Origin of the sequence: Kribbella sp. NBC_00889, assembly GCF_045207705.1 — a bacterium.
Taxonomy (GTDB): domain Bacteria; phylum Actinomycetota; class Actinomycetes; order Propionibacteriales; family Kribbellaceae; genus Kribbella.
Map to the genome: position 1 here is coordinate 8,513,234 of NZ_CP108783.1, position 14,262 is coordinate 8,527,495.

The following is a 14,262-nucleotide window of genomic DNA, read 5'->3' on the forward strand; positions in this document are numbered from 1 at the left end:
GATCGATCAAAAAGGGCGACGCCACGAAGCCGGGGGGAGTTGCTCCGTGGCGTCGCCAGAGGCGCGCCAAGGGAGGGGTGGGGGCAGGCGCGCCGGTCTGTGTGGATCAGCTCCCGAGGATGCCTCCACCGAGAACGCCCAGCAGTCCGAGCACGGACAGCAGGTTGCGGATCACTTGGTCGACGGCCGCGGTACCACCGGTCTGGTACGCCGTCACGCACTTCTGCAACTGGTCCTGCGTCGGCGAGGTGATGGTCACCTTCTTCATCTCCGCCTGGCAGTACTGCGTGGCCTTGGTCAGCTCGTTCACAGTACTGCCGACCGTGCCGACGATCAGGCCGGCCGCCGTCTGCAGGGTTGCGACGCCCGGCGCCGGCGGCTTGCTCGACGTCGGTGGCTTCGGCGTCGGCGTGGGGTCGTCCGTCGACGGCTGGTCGCCCGGCGTCGTCGGCTTGCTGCCCGGCGGGGTCTTGGTCGGCTGCGTGCCTGGCTTGCCGTCGCCACCCTGGACCGGCCCCGTCGTCGGCTTCGCGGCGCCCGGGTAGGTGGGCAGGTCGTTCGCCTGCGGCAGGTTGTTGTCGGCCGGGGCGTCGATGGTCGGGTCGCCGACCTGGTCGCCGGCGGTGTCGATGCCCTGGCCGTCGCTCTCGGTCCCGTTGCCGACCGCGATCCAACTGCCACCGGCGTACGCCTTGGCGATGCTGATCACGAGATCGGCGTACTGCTGGGAGTGGTTGTAGCGCAGGATCGCGGAGTTCAGGTCGCTCGCCTTGGACAGGTCGGTCTTGCCGGAGCACAGGTACACCGCGGTGGACATGGCCGCGTCGTCGATGTCCTGCGGGTTCCGCACGCCGTCGCCGTCGCCGTCCACACCCATCGACCGCCACGTGCCCGGGATGAACTGCATCGGCCCGACCGCGCGGTCGAACGCGCCGTCACCGTCGAACGCGCCGGCGTCCGTGTCGTTGATCTTGGCCGTGCGCACGCCGTCCAGCCGGGGGCCGAAGATGCCTGGCACCGCGACGCCCTGGGTGTTCAGCGCGTTGCCGCCGAAGCGGCCGTGGTTCGACTCGACGCGGCCGATCGCGGCCACCAGCGTCCACGGCAGGTTGCAGGCCGGATCGACCTGCGCCATCACCTGCTGGGCCCGGGAGTAGGCCTTCAACGCGGCGTTCGGGATCCCGTTGCGGGACAGGCCGGAGACGACCTGGGTCGGCTGCTCGCCGGGGTCGACACCGTGGCCGACGACGCCCGGCACCGGCACGTTGGCCGGCTCGGCGATCGGCTGCTTCGGTACGACGACCGGACTCTTGCCGGACAGACCCTGCTCCAGCGACGCCGTGGCGATCGCCGGATCATCCGTGGCACTGACGGTGAATGCGCTCGCGAACAACGCCAACGGGATGAGCGGCGCCACCTGACGCCACCCGCTACCCGTGGCGCGGCGCTTGCCCTTCGCCATCGATGATCCCTCCGTGACTCATCGACCTGTCCAGCCCCACGCTGCGGACAAATCATTTCGTCGCTGTCGGTTGCCGTCGTACTGGGTCTAACGTCCAGTCCGTGCGTGGGTTACGCACCGAACTCAGACCATCTACGGTCGGTTACCGGGTACCCATACTGGCGCGTAACAACGCTCCTGTGAACCCCCCGATGGGACCGAACCGGGCTGCCCGCCCATCGGCCCGCCTGGCCGGTCGGGAAGAATGGCGGCCGTGCCCGACCACACAGAACAGTCCGCCACGCTCTTCGACAGGGCGTCCGCAGTCACGCCGGGCGGGGTCAACTCTCCCGTACGAGCGTTCCGCGCCGTTGGCGGCGTACCGCGCTTCATGGCATCGGGTGATCGATGTCACATCACCGATGTCGACGGCAACCGCTACCTCGATCTGGTCTGCTCCTGGGGGCCGATGCTGCTCGGCCACGCCCATCCGGAGGTGACCGCCGCGGTCCAGGCCGCCGTCGCCCGCGGTACGTCGTACGGGACGCCGACCGAGACCGAAGTACTGCTCGGCGAGGAGATCGTCGCGCGGACCCCGGTGGACAAGGTCCGGCTGGTGTCGTCCGGCACCGAGGCGACCATGTCCGCGCTCCGGCTGGCCCGCGGGTACACCGGCCGGGCGAAGATCGTGAAGTTCGCCGGCTGCTACCACGGGCACGTCGATGCGCTGCTCGCGCAGGCGGGATCCGGCGTTCTGACGCTGGGCATCCCCGGTACGCCGGGCGTCACCGAGGCGACCACGGCCGACACCATCGTGCTGCCGTACAACGACCAGGCCGCCGTCTCCGCAGCCTTCGCCGAGTACGGCGACCAGATCGCGGCCGTCATCACCGAGGCGTCACCCGGCAACATGGGCGTCGTACCGCCCCGGGACAACTTCAACGCCTTCCTGGCCAGGACCTGCAAGGACAACGGCGCACTGTTCATCTCCGACGAGGTGATGACCGGCTTCCGGATCACCCGCTCCGGCTGGTACGGCGTCGACGGCGTACGGCCCGATCTGATGACGTTCGGCAAGGTGATGGGCGGCGGCTTCCCGGCCGCGGCGTTCGGCGGACGGGCCGACGTCATGGCCCACCTGGCTCCGGAGGGCTCGGTCTACCAGGCCGGCACCCTGTCCGGGAACCCGATCGCCACCACCGCCGGCCTGACCACGCTGCGACTGGCCACCGACGAGGTCTACGCCAAGCTCGACGAGACGTCGGCCACCATCCAGCGGCTGGTCTCGACCGCGCTGGACAAGGAAGGTGTGCCGCACGTCATCTCGGCGGCCGGGAACCTCTTCAGCGTCTTCTTCGTGGAGTCGGAGGAGGGACCTGCCGAGATCCGGGACTTCGCCGGTGCGAGCGCCCAGGTGCTGCCCCGGTTCGCGGCGTTCTTCCATGCCATGCTGGACGCCGGCGTCTACCTGCCGCCGAGCGCCTTCGAGGCCTGGTTCGTCAGCGCCGCCATCGACGACGACGCGCTGGCCGAACTCGAGTCCGCCCTGGCCCTTGCGGCAGCCGCGGCGGCCGCAGTACCGAACTGAAGGGAACGGCAGCGGTGACCGAAACGACGGTCGTGCACCTGATGCGTCACGGCGAGGTGCACAACCCGACCGGTGTGCTCTACGGCCGGATCCCCGACTTCCACCTGTCCGAACTGGGCCGGGCGATGGCCGAGCGTGTCGCCGAGTCCGTGAAGGGCCGCGACATCGTCCACCTGGTCAGCTCGCCGTTGGAGCGGGCCCAGGAGACGATGGAGCCGATCGCCAAGGTGTTCGGGCTGACCCCGGACATCGACGAGAGGGTGATCGAGGCCGCGAACCTGTTCGAGGGCAAGAAGTTCGGTGTCGGCGACGGAGCCCTGAAGAACCCGGGCGCCTGGTGGCTGCTCCGTAATCCGCTGAAGCCGTCCTGGGGCGAGCCGTACCAGCAGATCGTCCGGCGGATGCGTGACGCGATCGAGACCGCTCGGCAGAAGGCTGCCGGGCACGAGGCTCTGATCGTGTCGCACCAGTTGCCGATCTGGATCGTCCGGTCCGCGATCGAGGGCCGCCGACTGCCGCACGACCCGCGCAAGCGGCAGTGCAGCCTGGCCAGCCTGACCTCGTTCACCTTCCACGGCGAGTCGATCGTCTCCGTCGGATACGCCGAGCCGGCCAAAGACATGCTGCCGGTGAAGAACCCGAAGAAGTTCGTCGGGGGCGCGTGATGAAGCGTGCGGCCGCTGTGGTGGCCGGGTTGGTGCTGGCGCTGACCGCGTGCTCGTCCGGGCAGCAGGCCGCGGAGAACCGGCAGGGTCAGGCCGGATTCGTGAGCGGGACGCACAACGTGTCCGTCTTCGCCCCGGCCGACCGCAAGCCGGCGCCGGTGTTCACCGGTACGACGCTCGACGGCAAGACCTGGACGCTGTCGGACCACCTGGGCAAGGTGGTCGTGCTGAACGTCTGGGGCTCGTGGTGCCCGCCCTGCCGCAAGGAGGCGCCGGACCTGGTCGCGGCGAACAAGGAACTCGGCCCGTCGGTGGAGTTCATCGGCCTGAACACGCGCGATCTCGACCCGGCGCCGGCCAAGAAGTTCGTCCAGGAGTTCGGCGTGCAGTACCCGAGCGTGTACGACCCGAACGGCAAGTCGCTGCTGCGCTTCCGCGGCCAGATCTCGGCGGCGTCGATCCCGAGCACGCTGGTGATCGACAAGACCGGCAAGGTCGCGGCGCGAGTGATCGGCGACGTGACCAAGCAGACGCTGCTGGGCATGGTCAAGGACGCCGGTTGACCTGATGGGTGAGTGGTTCGCGCAGTCGATGACGGGTTCGATGCTGGTGGCACTGCCGATCGCGGTGCTGGCCGGCGCGATCTCGTTCTTCTCACCCTGCGTCGTACCGCTGCTGCCCGGCTACCTGTCCTACGTCACCGGGCTGTCCGCGGCCGAGCTCGGCTCGAAGCAGCGCGGCCGGATGCTGGCCGGGACCGCCTTGTTCGTGGCGGGATTCTCGGCGGTCTTCATCCTGACCGGCGTACTGTTCGGCACCGCCGGCGACCTGCTGATCGAGCACCAGACCGCGATCACCCGGGTGCTCGGAGGGCTGACCGTCGTACTGGGACTGGTCTTCCTGGGTGGATTCGGGTTCCTGCAGAAGGACGTGCGGGTGCATCGGGTGCCCGCGGTCGGGATCGCGGCCGCACCGCTGCTCGGCGTACTGTTCGGATTCGGCTGGACGCCGTGTATCGGTCCGACGCTCGGGACCGTGATGACGCTGGCCGCGACCGAGGGCAGCACCGGGCGGGGTGCGACGCTGGCGTTGGTGTTCAGCCTCGGGCTGGGCATTCCGTTCATCGTCGCGGCGCTGGCGTTCCGGCGGATGCTGGGCGCCGTCGCGTGGGTCCGGCGGCACCAGGTGCTGGTGATCCGGATCGGCGGCGTACTGATGATCGCGGTGGGACTGCTGCTGCTGACGGGAGTGTGGGATTCGATGACCGCGGACCTGAGGCAGTGGGTCGCCAACTTCGGATCGGCGGTGTGACGTGACCGACGTCAAGGACCACATCACCGCACCGACCGGCGGCTCCGGGAACGAACCGCCCGCGCTCGGCCTGGTCGGCTGGCTGCGCTGGATGTGGCGCCAGCTCACCTCGATGAAGACCGCGCTGGTGCTGCTGTTCCTGCTCGCGCTGGGTGCGGTGCCGGGATCGCTCATCCCGCAGACGCCGATCGACCCGATCAAGGTGTCGGACTTCCTCACCGCGCATCCGAAGCTCGGCCCGTTCTACGACAAGCTCGGGCTGTTCGACGTCTACAAGTCGCCCTGGTTCTCGGCGATCTACCTGCTGCTGTTCATCTCGCTGATCGGGTGTGTGGTGCCCCGGCTCGGCGTGTACCTGAGGGCGGTCCGGGCCCGCCCGCCGAAGCCGCCGCGCAACCTGAACCGGCTGCCCGGCTACCAGCGTTTCACCATCGATTCCGAGGGCGACTTCCTGGCGACCGCCACCCGTGAGCTGCGCCGCCGCCGGTTCCGCGTCCAGGCGTACGACGGCGCGGTCGGCGCGGAGCGCGGCTACCTGCGCGAGGCGGGCAACCTGCTCTTCCACTTCTCCCTGATCCTGGCGCTGATCGGTGTCGCCTGGGGTTCGCTGTTCGGCTACCGCGGCACCGTTCTGGTTGTCGTGGGCAACGGTTTTGCGAACTCACTGGCGCAGTACGACGACTTCGCGCCGGGCCGGGTGTTCGACGGCGACAACCTGCCGCCGTTCTCGCTGACGGTCAAGGACTTCGAGGTGAAGTTCCAGCAGGACGGTCCGCAGAAGGGCGCGGCCCGCGAGTTCAAGGCGCAGCTGAGCTATCAGGAGACGCCGGACGCGCCGGAGAAGTCGTACCAGCTCGAGGTCAACCACCCGCTCAAGCTCGACGGCAGCAGCATCTACCTGCTCGGCCACGGCTACGCGCCGCGGGTCACGGTGCGGGACGGCAACGGGCAGGTCGCGTTCTCCGGACCGGCGCCGTTCCTGCCGCAGGACAGCAACTTCTCGTCGTTCGGCGTGATCAAGGCGCCGGACGCGCGGCCTATGCAGCTCGGCTTCGAGGGCTTCTTCCTGCCGACCGCGGTGATCGACCAGCGAGGCCCGGTCTCGGTCTTCCCCGACGACCTGAACCCGGCCCTGGTGATGACCGGGTACTACGGCCGCCCGCAGCCCGAGACCGGGAAACCGGAGTCGGTGTACCAGCTGGACAAGTCGAAGCTCACCCAGTTCGAGAAGGACGGCGACAAGCTGCGCTTCCAGCTCGCGCCCGGGCAGACCACGACGCTGCCCGACAAGGCCGGGTCGATCACCTTCGACGGCTACAGCCGCTGGGTGAAGCTGCAGGTCAGCCACACCCCGGGCACGAATCTGGCGCTGGGGGGCATCCTGCTGGCCATCCTCGGGCTGATGGGCTCGCTGTTCGTGCACCCGCGGCGTACCTGGGTGCGCGTCCGCACCGAAGACGGGCGTACCGTTGTCGAGGTCGCGGGTCTGGACCGCGGACCCGAGCGGGGGCTCGGCGACGAGATCCGGGCCATCACCGACAGCCTGAAACCACAACCAGACCGATCGAGCACCCAGGAGCAGCCATGAGTGCGGAGACCTTCGCGCACGTCTCCAACCTGGTCGTCCCGACCGCCACGGTGATCTACGCGCTGGCGATGATGTCGCACGCGCTCGAATGGGCGCTCGGCCGCGCCGTCGTGGTCAAGGACGCCGAGGTGAAGCAGGACGTTCTGGTCGCGTCCGGTGGCGAAGGGGTCACCGCCGGCGCTGCTTCGGGCGGCACTGCTTCGGCTGGGGTGGCCGAGCCCGCCGTTCCCGGGGCGGAGCGGATGGAGGCGGCGAGCCGGATCGGGCTGACGCTGACCTACCTGGCCTTCGTGCTGCACCTCGCGGGTGTGGTGACCCGCGGCCTCGCCGCGGGGCGGGTGCCGTGGGGCAACATGTACGAGTTCTCGATCACGGCGTCGCTGGCTGTCGCGGCCGTGTACCTGATCTTCGTGCAGCGCTACAAGCTGCAGTGGCTGGGTCTCGGCGTGACGCTCGTGGTCGCCGCCGTACTCGGGCTCGCGACGCTCGCGCTCTACACCCCGGCCGGTCCGCTCGTGCCGGCGCTGCACTCGTACTGGCTCGTCATCCACGTGTCCGCGGCCGCCATCTCCGGTGGCGCGTTCACCATCGGCGGTCTGGTGTCGGTGCTGTACCTGGTCAAGGCCCGTGCGGAGCGCCGGGTGCTGGCCGGCGGCACGATGTCGGCGTCGCTGCGGCGGCTCCCGAGTGCCGAGGCGATGGACGGTACGGCGTACAAGGTGCTCGCGTTCGCCTTCCCGCTGTGGACCTTCGGCGTCCTGGTGGCCGGGCCGATCTGGGCGGAGTACGCCTGGGGCCGGTACTGGGGCTGGGACCCCAAGGAAGTCTGGTCGCTGGTCACCTGGGTGGTGTACGCCGCCTACCTGCATGCGCGGGCGACCGCCGGCTGGCGGGGCCGGAACGCCGCGACGATCGCGATCGTCGGGTGGTTCGTGTTCATCTTCAACTTCGTCGGAGTGAACCTGCTGGTCTCCGGTATGCACTCCTACGCCGGGGTGTGAGATGAAGGAGTTCGCCATCTACACCGGCTTGCGGGCCGCGTTGTTCGCGGTCTGCTTCGCCGTTCTGTGGTTCTCGCTGAGCGCCCGGCTGGGTGTCTTCCCGTTGTTGCTGCTGGCACTGATCCTGTCCTCGATCCTGTCCATCTTCGTACTGCGCGCCGCCCGCGAGCGGCTGGCCGGCCAGATCGAACGCCGGGCCTCGAGGATGTCGCAGCGGATCGAACAGGCCCGCTCCGCCGAAGACGACGACTGACCCACCACCCCACCCCGTACCCGCCCCGCGCCGCCCCGCGCCGCCCCGCCCCGCGCCGCCCCGCCCCGCGCCGCCCCGCCCCGCCCCACCCCACCTCGCGCCGAGCCCGCTCCCGCCCGTCTCTGATGGGTTGACCCATCAGAGGGTGGGTTGGCGTACCGCACGCGACTAGCCAACCCACCATCTCCTGGGTGAACCCACGGGGCGGAGGCGGCCCGCGATCAGGCGGACGGGACGGGCGGCGTACCACTGGGTCAACTGGTACGGAGAGTGACCTAGGCCACGGTCAGGTTCTTGGCAAAATTGTTTGTGCATCCCTTCACATGAGTCGTAGGGTCGTGGATAGAACGAAACCGTTTCGTTCTATCTGCTACTACGAACTCACACAGGGTGGTCATGGTCGAGACAGCCGGAGTGCGGCACCGTCCGCGGGTCGAAGGTGGTCGTGAGGAAGAGATCCTCGCCGCGACCGTCGCGCTCGTGGCCGAGCTGGGGTACGACCGGCTGACCATGGACGCGGTGGCGACGGCGGCGAAGGCCAGCAAGGCGACGCTGTACCGGCGCTGGACCAGCAAGGCCGAGCTCGTGGTGGACGCGGTCAGCCGGGCCAAGGGTTGCCCGATGCCGGAGAACGTCGACACCGGCAGCCTGCGCGGTGACCTGATCTCGCTGGCGTGCGGCGCCGGTGGCTTCACCGACGAGATGCCGATGTCGGTGATGGCGGGGCTGCTGACGGCTCTGCAGCACGACGCCGAACTGCAGAACGCGTTCCGGGAGCGGTTCCTGGCGCCGCGATTGGGGCTGGTGGCAACGGTCTACCAGCGTGCGGTCGACCGCGGCGAGGTCAGCCCGGACATCGACGTCGAACTGCTGGCCAACACGCTTCCGGCCGTGATCATCCACCATGCCTTCCTGCTCGGCGTCGAGCCGACCGACGACCTGATCCTCCGAGTGATCGACAACGTGATTCTGCCTGCGGCGCGGGGGTCGCAGGCGAGCTGACCGGTGAGGGGCCGGTCCGCGACCACAAAGCAGTTACGCCCAAGAGGGGAATAGTTCTATGTCCGAAGACGTCGTCAAAGCTGATCCGCCCGAGGGCCGGCCGGTTGACGCGGTGACGGAGACCGCCCACGGCCACCGGAACCTCGGTATCGCGCTCGCGCTGATCTGCATGGCGCAGTTGATGGTGGTGCTGGACGGCACCATCGTCAACATCGCCCTTCCGCACATCCAGACCGATCTGGGCATCAGCAACGCCTCGCTGCCGTGGGTGGTCAACGCCTACGCGCTGGCCTTCGGCGGTCTGCTGCTGCTCGGCGGCCGGATCGGGGACATCCTCGGCCGCCGCAAGGTGTTCATCTTCGGCGTCGTGCTGTTCGGTGCGGCGTCGTTCGTCGGCGGCATCGCACAGAGTGAGAGCGTGCTGCTGGCCAGCCGGATCCTGCAGGGTGTCGCCGCCGCGGCGGCCTCGCCGAACGCGCTGGCACTCATCACCACCACCTTCCCGGCCGGCAAAGAGCGCAACCGCGCGATGGGCGTGTACGCCGCGATGTCCGGGGCCGGTGCGGCCGTCGGCCTGATCCTCGGCGGTGCGCTGACCGAGGCGTCCTGGCGGTGGACCTTCTTCATCAACACGCCGATCGGCCTGATCGTGGCGGTGCTGGCGTTGCGGTACCTGGGCGAGTCGGCCCGGCAGAGCGGGAAGTTCGACCTGCCCGGTGCGATCACCGGCTCGGTCGGTCTGGCCGGTCTGGTCTACGGCCTGAACCACGCGGCCTCGGACGGCTGGGGTGACCCGGTGACGCTGACCTTCATCCTCGGCGGGCTGGCGCTGATCGCGACCTTCCTGCTGATCGAGGCCCGTTCGCGGCACCCGCTGATGCCGTTCCGGATCCTCGCGAACCGGACCCGCGGGGTCAGCTTCTTCGTGATGCTGGTGGTCGGCGCGGCGATGTTCTCGATGTTCTACTTCCTGGGCATCTTCGTGCAGAACATCATGGGCTACAGCGCGCTGAAGACCGGCTTCGCGTTCCTGCCGTTCAGCCTCGGCATCGTGGTGGCCGCGCAGGTCGCCTCGACGCTGATCGCCCGGATGGACCCGCGCTGGATCGCCGGCGCCGGTGCGGTGCTGGTCTCGGGCGGGATGTTCGGATTCAGTCAGCTCGACGTCGACTCGTCGTACCTGACCCATCTGCTGCCGTTCATCCTGCTGCTGTCGTTCGGCATGGGCCTGATCTTCGTGCCGCTGACGCTGACCGCGGTCAGTGGCGTCGCGAACGAGGACTCCGGTGTCGGCTCCGCCGTACTGAACACGGTCCAGCAGATCGGTGGTGCGATCGGCCTGGCGCTGCTGGGCACGATCTCCACCAGCGCGATCAAGGACAAGTTCACCGAGCTGGCCCCAGGCCTGCAGAAGGCGGCCGAGTCCGGTCAGTCGCCGACTCAGCTGAAGCAGTTGGAGGGTCAGTTCACGGCGGTCGCCACCACGCACGGCTTCACCCGCGCGTTCCTGTGGTCGACGTTCCTGATGCTCGGCGCGGCCGTGGTCACGCTGGTCGGCCTGTCGGTCAAGTACAAGGATCTGGCCACCGACAACCAGAACGGTCCGGTCCACATGGGCTGATCCAGCCCGCGAGTCTCGAAGGGTCCGCTTTCCACGGGAGGAGGGGAAAGCGGGCCCTTCGTCGTACCTCAGAGCTGCTTGCGCATCACGAGCTCGCGGCGGACGCCGTCCGGCATCAGGTCGCCGAGCTCGTCGGTGTCGGCGAAACCGTTGCGGAGATAGAGCTTGTGCGCCGGATCATTGCCGTCCGCAACGGACAGCCTCAGGACCCGGGCGCCGGTGCCGGCGGCCCACTGCGCGATGGTGGTGATGAGCGTGTCGCCGACGCCGCGGCCCCGGCCGGTCGGGGCGATCCACATCGACACGAGCTCGGCCGTGCCGGTCTCCTCCCCGGGGAACCCGCCGACCATGCCGACCGGCGTACCGTCCAGACTGGCGATCACCTGGTAGGCACCGGGTGCGCTGAGCCGTTCGCGCCAGCGTTCTTCGGGCGCGTCGAGCCAGTCGGCCAGCTGGGAGCCGAACGCGTACGGCGCTTCCGTCAGCGCGGCCACCCGGAGGTCGCGCCACAGTTTCCAGTCGTCCGCACCGATGTCTCGTAGTTCGATCACAGAGGACAGGATCCAGCGTGCGGGGCGGCCGGCGCCACTCAGTTTCGGGGCGGGATCCTGGACGAGACCCAGTCGCGGACGCCGCCCAGGCCGTCGCTGAGATCGCGGAGGAGCTTGGCGAGCGGGTCCTGCGAGCGGCTGAAGGCGTCGGAGTACGACTTGGCCGCGTTCTTGGCCTCCTGGGACATGGAGGCGGTGGCGTCGTCCTGGCGCTTCGGGTAGGCGCCGGACACGATCGAGGTGTACTCGCCGTCGTCCACCCAGCGGCGCAGCTCGTGCGCGCGGATGACGGCCATCGGGTGCGACTGCGCCTCGAGCAGCAGCAGCTTCAGCACGCTGTCGCGCAGGTCGCCGGCGCTCTCGTACTCCGTCCCCTGCGCGAGGAACGCCGTGGTGTCGAGCTCACCGAGCTGGCCGGCGCTGGCGAGCTTCATCTGCACGCGGAGTGGGACCGCCGGGTCCTGGACGGCCAGCAGGCCGGCCCGGTCGCCGGAGAGCTCGGCCTTGCGGGACCATTCGTGCAGCGCGGCGATGATCGCGCGGATCCCGAGCGCGCCGATCGGCATCCAGTTGATCGCACCGGTCAGCCGCATCAGCCAGAGCAGCAGCGACTGGTACAGCGCGTGCCCGCTCTGCGCGTGGCCGAGCTCGTGTCCGAGAATGAACCGCAGTTCCTCCTCGTCCATGCCCTGCAGCAGCGCGCTGTTGACCACGATGAACGGCCGGTCCATGCCGATCGTGACGGCGTTCCAGATCGGGTTGTTGGCGATGTACAGCTCGGGCAGTTCGCGGACGTCGAGGGTGCTGGCGGCCTCGGTGTAGAGGCGGTGCACCCGGGGGAACTGCCGTTCGTCGACCCGGATCGCCCCGCCGAGGAACTGCAGCCGGAAGGCCCGCTCGTTGATCATCCCGGACATCTTCCGGAGCAGGTAGTCGAACCCCTTCAGCTGCCGCAACGCCACCAGCGCGCCGCGGTCGGCCGGGTGCTCCCACGCCCGCGAGCTGATGTCGGTCAGCGTGACCCGCTGCCGGGTCGGGCGCTCTTCGTTCTCGCTCATCGTTCCCCCTGCTGACTGGGCCTCGTGTCCGTCCAACCTAGCTCGCTCCTGGGTCGCCGTACCTTCGGATTGAGGATCCAGGCGAACAGGAGCGGGAGCGGCCAGCTCAGGGGGACGGACCACCAGGACGGGTGTACGAAGAGGATGCCGACCACGCCGGCCAGCGCGAGGGCGGTGCCCCAGAGCCAGTACCAGAAGGCGTTCCATCCGGGGTGGCGGATGCCTCTGCGGTAGCCGACCGCCGCCAGCGTGGCCGTCGCCGGAAGGGCGCTGAACACTCCGAAGGCGACGACGACGGTTGCGATGAGCACGATCTCGCCGGTGGAGAAGTGTGGCTCGAATCCCAGGGGCACCATGGGTCTCATCGTTCCGTCCGGGACACCGGTTGCTCAGCGTAGGAATACTCAAATCGCCTGGTACGCCCTAGCCTGGCCCGCATGAGTGAGGTTGACGTGTGCCGTGAGGTGGACCGGCGCGACGACAAGGCGCGAGCCTGGGTGTCGGAGGCGATCCGGATCGTGGACGCCGACGCGAACCGGAGCGCGGACACCCACCTGCACGTGTTCCCGATGCCGGACGCGCTGGGCGTGGACCTGTACCTGAAGGACGAGTCCGTGCACCCGACCGGCTCGCTCAAGCACCGGCTGGCCCGCTCGCTGTTCCTCTACGCACTGTGCAACGGCTGGATCGGCGAGGGCACCACGGTGATCGAGGCGTCCAGCGGCTCGACCGCGGTCAGCGAGGCGTACTTCGCCCGCCTGCTCGGGCTGCCGTTCGTGGCGGTGATGCCGCGCTCCACCAGCCCGGAGAAAGTCGAGCTGATCGAGTTCTACGGCGGCAGCTGCCACTTCGTCGAGCGGTCCGGCCAGATCTACGGCGAGGCGAAGCGGCTGGCCGAGGAGACCGGCGGCCACTACATGGACCAGTTCACGTACGCCGAGCGGGCCACCGACTGGCGCGGGAACAACAACATCGCGGAGTCGATCTTCGATCAGCTCCGGTTGGAGCAGCACCCGGTGCCGAGCTGGGTCGTCGTCGGTGCCGGCACCGGGGGTACGTCGGCCACCATCGGACGCTACGTCCGCTACCAACGGCACGACACCTCGGTCGCGGTCGTCGACCCGGAGAACTCGGCCTTCTTCCCCGCATTCGAAGCCGGCGACGACGACTACTCCACCGGCCGCCCCTCCCGGATCGAAGGCATCGGCCGCCCCCGAGTCGAACCGTCGTTCGTCCTCGGCGTGGTCGACCGGATGATCTCGGTCCCCGACGCCGCCTCGATCGCCGCGATGCGCTTCTGCTCGCGGGTCACCGGGCGGTTGGTCGGCGGCTCCACCGGCACCAACCTGTGGGGCTCACTCCGGCTGGCCGCGGAGATGCGGCGTACGGGCGTCCGCGGCAGCATCGTCACCCTGCTCTGCGACAGCGGCGAACGCTACGGCAACACGTACTACGACGACGCCTGGCTACGCACGAGCGGCATCGACATCACGCCGTACACCACCACCCTCGAAACCTTCGCCACCACCGGCCGCTGGCGCGAACCAGGCGAGTAGTTCTTCCCCAGCGCGCTACGCAGGCTCTCCTTCGTCTCGGCGGCGTGAGGGCGGTTGTGCTCGCAGTAATCGGTCGACCAGTCCGTCGACGTAATCGGGCGTGAGTGGGCTCGCGCCGAACAGGACCCGGATGTACAGCGGGGCCATGATGTGGTCGAGGACGTCGAGGACGTCGGGCGGGTTCTCGCCGCGTTCGCGGGCGCGATCGAGCATGGACTCCAGCAGGCGCCTTCGTTCGCCGAGGAAGTCGTCCCGTGCCTGCAGGCCCTGTTGGCCGCTACCGGTCAGGGCGATGGTCAGGCGCAGGACCGCCAGGCCCTCGGGTCCGGTGATCTCGCGGGCCACGGCGGCCGCATAAGTGCGCAGGTCGCCGGCCAGGCTCCCGGTGTCTGGCATTGGCGATCGCGCGTTGAGGCGGGTGAGTGCGACGTCGGTGAGCAGGGTTTCCAGGCTGCCCCACCGGCGGTAGATGCTGCTGTCGGCCACGCCCGCGCGGGCGGCGATGTCGGCGACGGTGAAGCTGCCGTAGCCGCGTTCGCCGACCAGGTCGGTGACCGCCTGGTGCACCGCCGCGCTGACACGAGCGCTGCGCCCGCCGGGCCGCCGGGCTCGCTCTCGATCATCCAT

The 14,262-nt window shown here is 69.1% G+C and carries 15 protein-coding genes; 10 read left to right on the top strand and 5 right to left on the bottom strand.

The genetic code is table 11. The features are described 5' to 3' along the window. Nucleotides 1–106: 106 nt before the first annotated feature. The gene (locus OG817_RS41950) at nt 107–1,462 is read right to left on the bottom strand and encodes a lytic transglycosylase domain-containing protein (protein WP_406050586.1); all 1,356 of its coding nucleotides are present in this window, start codon (nt 1,460–1,462) and stop codon (nt 107–109) included. Nucleotides 1,463–1,706: 244 nt separating this feature from the next. On the opposite strand from OG817_RS41950, the gene hemL reads away from it, so the two are divergent. The 9 genes from hemL to OG817_RS41995 all read left to right on the top strand — a co-directional run bounded on the left by hemL (nt 1,707) and on the right by OG817_RS41995 (nt 10,470). Then, complete coding sequence (hemL, locus tag OG817_RS41955; RefSeq protein ID WP_396392507.1) at nt 1,707–3,029, top strand: glutamate-1-semialdehyde 2,1-aminomutase; 1,323 nt, start codon at nt 1,707–1,709, stop codon at nt 3,027–3,029. A 14-nt stretch (nt 3,030–3,043) separates the two neighbouring features. Continuing rightward, entirely contained in the window at nt 3,044–3,694 is a 651-nt protein-coding gene (locus OG817_RS41960; RefSeq protein WP_396392506.1) for a histidine phosphatase family protein, read from the top strand. Beyond that, the gene (locus OG817_RS41965; protein WP_396392999.1) at nt 3,694–4,257 is read left to right on the top strand and encodes a TlpA family protein disulfide reductase; all 564 of its coding nucleotides are present in this window, start codon (nt 3,694–3,696) and stop codon (nt 4,255–4,257) included. Before OG817_RS41960 ends, OG817_RS41965 begins: the two co-directional genes overlap by 1 nt. A gap of 4 nt (nt 4,258–4,261) precedes the next feature. Continuing rightward, a complete protein-coding gene (locus tag OG817_RS41970; protein WP_360450276.1) occupies nt 4,262–5,005 on the top strand; it encodes a cytochrome c biogenesis protein CcdA in 744 nt (247 codons plus the stop codon). Between the two features lies 1 nt (nt 5,006). After that, a complete protein-coding gene (locus OG817_RS41975; protein ID WP_406050588.1) occupies nt 5,007–6,593 on the top strand; it encodes a cytochrome c biogenesis protein ResB in 1,587 nt (528 codons plus the stop codon). Next, nucleotides 6,590–7,594, top strand: coding sequence for a c-type cytochrome biogenesis protein CcsB (ccsB, locus tag OG817_RS41980; RefSeq protein WP_406050589.1), 1,005 nt, complete (start codon nt 6,590–6,592; stop codon nt 7,592–7,594). Before OG817_RS41975 ends, ccsB begins: the two co-directional genes overlap by 4 nt. A gap of 1 nt (nt 7,595) precedes the next feature. Then, on the top strand, nt 7,596–7,847 hold the full coding sequence (locus OG817_RS41985; protein WP_406050591.1) for a DUF4229 domain-containing protein: 252 nt from the start codon (nt 7,596–7,598) through the stop codon (nt 7,845–7,847). Nucleotides 7,848–8,243: 396 nt separating this feature from the next. Then, the gene (locus OG817_RS41990; protein ID WP_396392502.1) at nt 8,244–8,849 is read left to right on the top strand and encodes a TetR/AcrR family transcriptional regulator C-terminal ligand-binding domain-containing protein; all 606 of its coding nucleotides are present in this window, start codon (nt 8,244–8,246) and stop codon (nt 8,847–8,849) included. A 58-nt stretch (nt 8,850–8,907) separates the two neighbouring features. After that, the gene (locus tag OG817_RS41995; RefSeq protein ID WP_396392501.1) at nt 8,908–10,470 is read left to right on the top strand and encodes an MFS transporter; all 1,563 of its coding nucleotides are present in this window, start codon (nt 8,908–8,910) and stop codon (nt 10,468–10,470) included. Nucleotides 10,471–10,538: 68 nt separating this feature from the next. Here OG817_RS41995 and OG817_RS42000 read toward each other — a convergent pair whose 3' ends face one another. The 3 genes from OG817_RS42000 to OG817_RS42010 are packed head-to-tail and all read right to left on the bottom strand — an operon-like array spanning nt 10,539 to nt 12,435. Further along, nucleotides 10,539–11,021: a GNAT family N-acetyltransferase gene (locus tag OG817_RS42000; protein WP_406050594.1), complete on the bottom strand. Its 483-nt coding sequence runs from the start codon at nt 11,019–11,021 to the stop codon at nt 10,539–10,541. Nucleotides 11,022–11,059: 38 nt separating this feature from the next. Beyond that, nucleotides 11,060–12,079 (bottom strand): M48 family metallopeptidase, encoded by a 1,020-nt coding sequence (locus tag OG817_RS42005; RefSeq protein ID WP_406050596.1) that lies wholly within the window; start codon nt 12,077–12,079, stop codon nt 11,060–11,062. Continuing rightward, on the bottom strand, nt 12,076–12,435 hold the full coding sequence (locus tag OG817_RS42010) for a hypothetical protein (protein WP_406050598.1): 360 nt from the start codon (nt 12,433–12,435) through the stop codon (nt 12,076–12,078). The genes OG817_RS42005 and OG817_RS42010 overlap by 4 nt, the downstream gene beginning before the upstream one ends. A gap of 81 nt (nt 12,436–12,516) precedes the next feature. Between OG817_RS42010 and OG817_RS42015 the strand changes: the two genes are divergently transcribed. Next, on the top strand, nt 12,517–13,635 hold the full coding sequence (locus OG817_RS42015) for a PLP-dependent cysteine synthase family protein (protein WP_406050599.1): 1,119 nt from the start codon (nt 12,517–12,519) through the stop codon (nt 13,633–13,635). Between the two features lie 15 nt (nt 13,636–13,650). On the opposite strand, the gene OG817_RS42020 is transcribed toward OG817_RS42015, so the two are convergent. Then, complete coding sequence (locus OG817_RS42020) at nt 13,651–14,262, bottom strand: TetR/AcrR family transcriptional regulator (protein WP_406050600.1); 612 nt, start codon at nt 14,260–14,262, stop codon at nt 13,651–13,653.

Bases quoted from the DNA above. Each gene is read 5' to 3' on its own strand.
- OG817_RS41950 (WP_406050586.1), bottom strand. From the start codon at position 1,462: ATGGCGAAGGGCAAGCGCCGCGCCACGGGTAGCGGGTGGCGTCAGGTG.
- hemL (WP_396392507.1), top strand. From the start codon at position 1,707: ATGGCGGCCGTGCCCGACCACACAGAACAGTCCGCCACGCTCTTCGAC.
- OG817_RS41965 (WP_396392999.1), top strand. From the start codon at position 3,694: ATGAAGCGTGCGGCCGCTGTGGTGGCCGGGTTGGTGCTGGCGCTGACC.
- OG817_RS41970 (WP_360450276.1), top strand. From the start codon at position 4,262: ATGGGTGAGTGGTTCGCGCAGTCGATGACGGGTTCGATGCTGGTGGCA.
- ccsB (WP_406050589.1), top strand. From the start codon at position 6,590: ATGAGTGCGGAGACCTTCGCGCACGTCTCCAACCTGGTCGTCCCGACC.
- OG817_RS41985 (WP_406050591.1), top strand. From the start codon at position 7,596: ATGAAGGAGTTCGCCATCTACACCGGCTTGCGGGCCGCGTTGTTCGCG.
- OG817_RS41990 (WP_396392502.1), top strand. From the start codon at position 8,244: ATGGTCGAGACAGCCGGAGTGCGGCACCGTCCGCGGGTCGAAGGTGGT.
- OG817_RS41995 (WP_396392501.1), top strand. From the start codon at position 8,908: ATGTCCGAAGACGTCGTCAAAGCTGATCCGCCCGAGGGCCGGCCGGTT.
- OG817_RS42005 (WP_406050596.1), bottom strand. From the start codon at position 12,079: ATGAGCGAGAACGAAGAGCGCCCGACCCGGCAGCGGGTCACGCTGACC.
- OG817_RS42010 (WP_406050598.1), bottom strand. From the start codon at position 12,435: ATGGTGCCCCTGGGATTCGAGCCACACTTCTCCACCGGCGAGATCGTG.
- OG817_RS42015 (WP_406050599.1), top strand. From the start codon at position 12,517: ATGAGTGAGGTTGACGTGTGCCGTGAGGTGGACCGGCGCGACGACAAG.
- OG817_RS42020 (WP_406050600.1), bottom strand. From the start codon at position 14,262: ATGGATGATCGAGAGCGAGCCCGGCGGCCCGGCGGGCGCAGCGCTCGT.